The following is a 6527-nucleotide window of genomic DNA, read 5'->3' on the forward strand; positions in this document are numbered from 1 at the left end:
CGTCATTCCGGCTATTGACTAGAATCGCGTTCTCCGGCAGAATGATGAGATTGAACTCATCTTACTCGGGGAAGGTACAATCTTCATGAAACTGCTTAAAAGCTGGTACGGCATTCTCGTGCTGGCGCTTCCGTCGTTATTCGCCTTTGCCACGCAGACGCTGACCGGAACGGTTAACCTGATTCTCGTCGGCGATCTCGGTTATGTGGTCATCGCCGTAGTCGGCGTGTCCAACATTATTATGTACAACGTGTTTGCCATTTTTTCCGGTATCGGACACTCGATCAACTATCTCGTCGCGCAGAACTTCGGAGCGGGAGAGATGCGCAAGGGCATGCAGCGCATGTATCTGGCCTTGGTCGTCAGCCTCGGGGTGGCGATGCTTATCGCCCTTGCCGGCTGGCTGGCCAGCGGTGCGGTGCTGAGGATGACCGGCGGTTCGGCCGAGCTGGTCGCCACCGGGGGAGAATATTTGGAGCTGCGCTTCTACGCGATGGCGTTCGGCATTATCAGCTTTGTCTTTCACGGCTTCTTCAGGGGCGTGGGAGACACGCGCACTTCGATGATCGTGTCCATCGTGGCGAACGTGCTGATGGTCGGCTTGACTTACGGTTTGACGTACGGACATTGGGGCTTGCCGAATATGGGCATTATCGGGGCGGGCTACGCGCTCCTGATCGGCGAAGCGGTGCAACTGGCCGTCTGTCTGATTGTATTCTGGGGACCGATGCATAGGCGGTACCAGACGAGGAAGCTGCAAAATCCGGACTGGAAAGAGCTTAAGCTGATCTCTCAAGAGAGCGGCAAGCTGGGGCTGCAGGAATTTTCCATGAGCGTGTCGATGTACATCTTCACGATGTTCGTTCTGACGCTCGGGGATTTGGCGGCGGCCGCCAACGAGGTGGCGCTCAGCGTCATGTCGTTCGGCTTCATGCCCGCATTCGCGTTCGGCTCGACGGCGACGATTCTCGTCGGCCAGGGCATTGGGCAGGGCCGGCCGGACAAGGCGAAGAAGGCCGGGACGAATACGGCCGTGCTCGGCGCGATCTTCCTGATTCTGCTAGGCACGGTCGAGCTGATCTGGGCCGTTCCGATCGCGAAGATGTACAGCAGCGATCCGGGCGTGTACGAGCTGGCCGCGCATCTGATTCAAGTGTCGGCTTACCTGCAAATTTTCGACGGCTTCTATAATTTCTACGCGGGCGGCTTGAGAGGCATCGGGGATACGACGTTCCTGATGAGGGCCTCGTTCGTCCTGAGCCTCTTCATGTTCGTACCGCTGACTTATCTGTTCGTCATCGTGTTCGAGTGGGGAAGCATGGGCGCATGGCTGGCGCTCTATTCGTTCCTTGTCGCGCTTGGCCTGGCGGTCATGATCCGATATTATCGAACGGACTTTACTTCCGTGAAGCTTAAGGAAGCGCACGGATAACCTTTTAAGTTGCTCTGAAAGATGATCAATACGAAAGGTGCAAGGGGTATGTACCTCCTTCCGATGCTATACGCTCCTGAAATCTGAATGGGTAACCCGTGACAAGGTGATTTCAGGAGCGTATGAGGCAGTCTCCAGGAGGTACATCCCCCTTCTTTGTCTATCGTTCATCTCAAAAGTAACACTACTTATGGGACAACCCCTTCGCCAACTCTCCGTTCGATCGCTCTAGTCCGACGCACGCAAGATGAAGACCTTCGTGCTCCGCAAAATACTTGCCGTTATCCGTTCACGACTTCGCCGCCGTTGACGTGCAGCACCTGACCGGCTACGTAAGAGGAGTCCTCGCTGGCCAGATAGACGTACGCGGGCGCCAGCTCGTCCGGTTGGCCGGCGCGCTTCATCGGCGTATCGGAGCCGAATTGCGACACCTTCTGGGCGTCGAACGTCGACGGAATGAGCGGCGTCCAGATCGGGCCGGGCGCGACGGCGTTCACGCGAATGCCTTGGCCGATGACGTTCTGCGAGAGCGCGCGCGTGAAAGAGACGATCGCTCCCTTGGTCGCGGAGTAGTCGAGCAGAGTCGGACTGCCGCGGTAGGCGGTGATCGAAGCGGTGTTGATGATCGAGGAGCCGGACGACAGATGCGGCATCGCCGCCTGCGTCAGGTAGAACATGGCGAATACGTTCGTTCGGAACGTTCGCTCCAACTGCTCCGGCGTAATCTGCTCGATCTTGTCCTGCGGGTGCTGCTCTGCGGCGTTATTGACGAGAATGTCCAGGCGACCGAGCTCCCGAGCGGTCTGTTCGACCGCTTGCTTGCAGAACGCGGCATTGCCGATGTCCCCTTTGATCAGTAGGCAGCGGCGTCCTTCTGCCTCCACCTGGCGCTTCGTTTCCTCGGCGTCGACATCCTCGTTCAAGTACAGAACGGCGACGTCTGCGCCTTCCTTGGCGTAGACGATCGACACCGCCCTTCCGATGCCGCTGTCTCCTCCGGTAACCAGAGCGACTTTGCCCGTCAGCTTGCCGGCGGGCTTATAGACGGGAGATTCGGCTTCCGGCAGCGGGTTCATATTTTGCTCGATACCGGGTTGATTGTTCTGGTGCTGCGGGGGAAAGGAAGTCGGGCGTTGGGGCGTTTCGGTCGTTGGGGTCATGCGATCTCTCCTTTGCGCTTTGTTATACGTATAGATTAAACCGATCGCGCCATCTTTACGCACGAGACGAATTTTTCTATTTTCTTGCTTACATTTCCAGTGAACTGGCTATTCAGAAAATGTCAAGTTGTGTCGATAAATGTCGTATCACTGGGCGGGAGTGTGGAAGAATGGGAAAAAGGAAAATCGGATTGTCGTTGACGACCAAGTTTACTGCCTGCCTTGCTTTATCTCTGATCGTGGTGTTCGTGTTCATGATGCAGCTGAACTTGAACAATCTGAAGGGGATGAGTCTCAGCCGCGGAGAAGCCGAGGCACAGCTGGCCGGACGGCAATTCGGCAGCGAATTCGAGAAAAAGCTGGCCGGCTACAAGCAGGAGCTCGATATGCTGGGCCGGGTGCTGCTGCAGTCGAAGTCGAGCGGCACGCTGTCCCGCGAGAAGGTGCTCGAATTGCTCCATCATACGCTTGAAGCTTATCCGGAGCTGCTCGGCACGTACACGCTGTGGGAGCCGAACGCGTTCGACGGCAAGGATGCGGATTTTGCCGGAAAGGCTATGCATGACGAAACGGGCCGCTTCATTCCCTACGTGGTTCGGAGCGGGGACAAAATCATCGTAGAAGCGCTCGGGGGATACGAGACGGAGGGAGATGGCGATTACTACCTCGTTCCGAAGAAAACACGGATGCCGATTTTGCTTGAGCCTTACGCTTACGACATTGACGGTCAATCCGTGCAACTGACTTCGCTGAGCGTGCCAGTGCTTGACGAACAGGGGAACTTTCAGGGAATCGTTGGCGTCGACTTTACGCTGGAGACGCTGCAGAAGGCGGCGGCAGAGTATACGCCGATGGACGGTTACGTGACGATGGTGTCGGTGAACGGCAATTATACCGTGCATCCGGTTCAGCCGGAGCTCGTGTCCCAGCCTTACGGCGACAGCGAGGAGAAGAAGGCGCTGTTCGCGAAGCTGGCGTCCGAAGGCTCCAGCCAAGCTTATACGAAAGAAGCGTCGGGAGGAGAGGCCCTTCGCATGCTCTACCCGATCCGTCTGGGCGCCGACGTTATTATGTACTCCGAGGCGATCATTCCTAAAGAAAAGATTCTGGAATCTTACAACAAGGCCCGAACGACCGTCCAGATCGTCAGCGTGGTCGGCATTCTCGTGCTTGGCGTCATTCTCGCCGTGCTGACCCGATTCATGATTATCCGGCACGTGCGGTCTCTCGCCGTCAGCGTCAATCGGATGGCCAGCGGGGATCTAACCCAGCAAGTGCCTGTGCGCAGCAGGGACGAATTCGGGCAGCTTGCCGGAGATTTCAATCGCATGACTTCGGAGCTGCGCGGCATGTTCCATCTGGTGGCGGACCTGTCGATGTCGGTCGGCGCGACGTCCCAGCAGCTGACGGCCAGTGCGGAACAGACGAGCCTCGCGTCGGAGACGATCGCCAAGTCGATCGAGCAAGTCGCCGCCGGCGCCGAGACGCAGAACCGCCTTACTCGCGAGACCGCCGGATCGATGGCGGAGATGGCGATGGGCATTCGGAGAATTACGGATTCCTCCGAGGCGGTCTCCGCCTCCTCCCAGGAAGTCCAGGCCCAGACCGAACTCGGCAACGAGCGGATCGGCCAGGCGGGCGAACAGATGTCCCGCGTGAGAAATACGGTGTCCGAAGCCGGGCAGCTGATGGGACAGTTAAGCGAGCGCTCCAAGGAGATCGGCGGCATTGTCGGCTTGATCTCCGACATTAGCAATCAGACGAACCTGCTCGCGCTGAACGCCGCGATCGAAGCGGCCCGGGCGGGCGAGCACGGACGGGGCTTTGTCGTCGTCGCCGCGGAAGTTCGCAAGCTGGCGGATCAGACGCTGCGCGCCGCCGAACAAATCTCGGGCATCATCGGCTCCGTTCAGGAGGAGACGGTTCGCGCTGCGGACGGAATGAAGCGGGGAGCGTCCGAGATCGAGCTGGGCGAACGCTTCGTACTGGAAGGCGCGGACACGTTCCGGGCCGTGGCGGAAGAGATGCAGCGGGTGAACGGGCAGATTCAAGAGGTGTCCGCCATTTCGGAGCAGATGAACGCGGGCTCGGAGCAAGTCGACGCTTCGATCACGGAGCTGACGAGGCTCGCAGGGGAAGCCGCGGACAGCTCGCAGAACGTCGCGTCGGCCTCGGAGGAGCAGTTGGCCTCGATGGAGGAGATCGCCTCGTCCTCAGCCGCCCTCAGCAGCATGGTGCAGGAGCTTCTGGAGAAGCTGTCGCGGTTCAAAATTTAACGATAAGGAGCGAGCGTTTCCTCATACAAGGGGGAACGCTTTTTTTATGCGAAGGGTTTGCAAGCTCGCCGTTTGGTGCATAAGGACGGATTTGTCGCGATCACTCGCACAAATTGCACACAGGTTTTACATTCCAATAATACCCGGCTAATACGACCGCTTTATGCTTGAACTAGAACAAGCCTCTATCGATTGAATTGACACCGTTGTCAGATTGGCCTTCATTTCTTTCAGCTTATTGTTAAGGAGATTCGCCGCATGGAACAGAAATACACGATTCGGGATATCGCGCGAATATCGGGGTTTTCCTTCAAGACGGTATCGCGGGTCATCAACGAGGACAAAAACGTGAAGCCGAGCACGCGGGAGAAAATTCGGCAGGTGATTGCGGACACGAACTTCAAGCCGAACATCTACGCCCGGAATCTGAATCAGAAGACGAATAAAAACATTCTCGTATCCATTCGGAAAACGCACGGTCAAAATACGACGCAATGGTTCGACTATCTGATGTCCTTCATGATTCGGGAAGCCAACGCCAAAAACTACACGATCCTTCAGGAGGTGATCTACGACAACTCTGACCTGGGAAACTCCATGCTGGAGAAATCGGGAGGGTATATCGACGTTCTCGTCCTTTTCTACTTGCAGGAGAACGACAAACGCATCGAGCTGGCGGAGAAGAGCCGCATTCCTTTCATCGCGTTCGAGAAAAACCCGCTCGCGCCCGTCTCCATCTCGAACAACAACCAATCGGGCATGCGGGAAGCGGCCGAGTTCCTCTTCGGGAGGGAGCTGACTTCCATCTGCCTGCTGCTTGGAGCGGAGATCGACGTCAACGTGGAGCGCGCCGATGCGATCAAGGAGGCCTACTCCCGCAGCGGCATTCCGCTCGACCGGCTCGAGATCGTCTACGGGATGAACAATCTGGAGGCGATCAGACGATTCGTCGACGGCAGGATCGAACAGGGGAAACTGCCGCAAGTCTTTTTCGTCTCTGGCGACGAGAAAGCGATCGCGGTTTACAGCTCGCTGCACGCCCACGGCCTGTCCATTCCCCGGGACGTGTCGGTGATCGGCTTCGATAACATTCCGATCTCGCAATATTATTGTCCTCCGCTGACGACGATGGGGCAGGATTTCGAAAGATTGGCCCGCGAAATGTTCGCGGTCATCGGCCAACTGATCGACGGGGATAAGAACGTCGCATCCGTTCAAGTGGAGCCGAGATTGATCGTCCGGGATAGCGTACGTTGACGGCCGGCTCTGATTATGACCTCCCCCAGCCTTCCAGAACTTATATTGACACCGGTGTCAAATAAAGCGCCGGATTCAATAGATAAAACCTAAACCAAGAATAGGAATGGTGATGATGACTAAAATTCAACGTTCGATGCTGCTCGTCGTGCCTTTGCTTGTGCTCGCCCTGCTTGCCTCCGCGTGCGGCAACGGCAACAACGCCTCAAGCGGCGGAGCATCATCCGCCTCTCCGGAAGGGGGTGCAACTCCGCCGAACGCATCCGCCGAAGTCACTTCGCCCTCGCCTTCCAAGCAGCCGGTTACGCTCGAATTCTCGACCAACGCATCGGGCGGGACGCTGGAAGCGTTCAAAGAGATCGTCGTCGGGTTTAATGACAGCCATCCGGGCATTACCGTAGA

4 protein-coding genes and 1 pseudogene are annotated in these 6527 nt (G+C 57.2%); 4 read left to right on the forward strand and 1 reads right to left on the reverse strand.

Annotated elements, in window-relative coordinates; all coding sequences use genetic code 11:
• The first annotated feature begins 85 nt into the window (after positions 1-85).
• Positions 86-1432 carry an MATE family efflux transporter gene (locus ACESLM_RS24630; RefSeq protein WP_372635635.1) on the forward strand — a complete coding sequence of 449 codons (1347 nt, stop codon included), beginning with the start codon at positions 86-88 and terminating at the stop codon, positions 1430-1432.
• Positions 1433-1713: 281 nt separating this feature from the next.
• Here ACESLM_RS24630 and ACESLM_RS24635 read toward each other — a convergent pair whose 3' ends face one another.
• Positions 1714-2592, reverse strand: coding sequence for an SDR family oxidoreductase (locus ACESLM_RS24635; protein ID WP_094049676.1), 879 nt, complete (start codon positions 2590-2592; stop codon positions 1714-1716).
• Positions 2593-2762: 170 nt separating this feature from the next.
• Between ACESLM_RS24635 and ACESLM_RS24640 the strand changes: the two genes are divergently transcribed.
• The 3 genes and pseudogenes from ACESLM_RS24640 to ACESLM_RS24650 form a co-directional block, all read left to right on the forward strand.
• Positions 2763-4868, forward strand: coding sequence for a methyl-accepting chemotaxis protein (locus ACESLM_RS24640; protein WP_372635639.1), 2106 nt, complete (start codon positions 2763-2765; stop codon positions 4866-4868).
• 258 nt (positions 4869-5126) lie between these two features.
• The gene (locus ACESLM_RS24645) at positions 5127-6125 is read left to right on the forward strand and encodes a LacI family DNA-binding transcriptional regulator (protein WP_372635642.1); all 999 of its coding nucleotides are present in this window, start codon (positions 5127-5129) and stop codon (positions 6123-6125) included.
• A gap of 115 nt (positions 6126-6240) precedes the next feature.
• Positions 6241-6527, forward strand: a pseudogene (locus ACESLM_RS24650) (hypothetical protein); the annotation flags it as partial.

The sequence above is a fragment of the Cohnella sp. genome (genome assembly GCF_041641335.1).
Taxonomy (GTDB): Bacteria; Bacillota; Bacilli; order Paenibacillales; family Paenibacillaceae; genus Cohnella.

What these genes read in the sequence shown, in the direction of transcription:
- ACESLM_RS24640 (WP_372635639.1), top strand. Translation starts at nt 2,763, where the DNA reads ATGGGAAAAAGGAAAATCGGATTGTCGTTGACGACCAAGTTTACTGCC.
- ACESLM_RS24630 (WP_372635635.1), top strand. Translation starts at nt 86, where the DNA reads ATGAAACTGCTTAAAAGCTGGTACGGCATTCTCGTGCTGGCGCTTCCG.
- ACESLM_RS24635 (WP_094049676.1), bottom strand. Translation starts at nt 2,592, where the DNA reads ATGACCCCAACGACCGAAACGCCCCAACGCCCGACTTCCTTTCCCCCG.
- ACESLM_RS24645 (WP_372635642.1), top strand. Translation starts at nt 5,127, where the DNA reads ATGGAACAGAAATACACGATTCGGGATATCGCGCGAATATCGGGGTTT.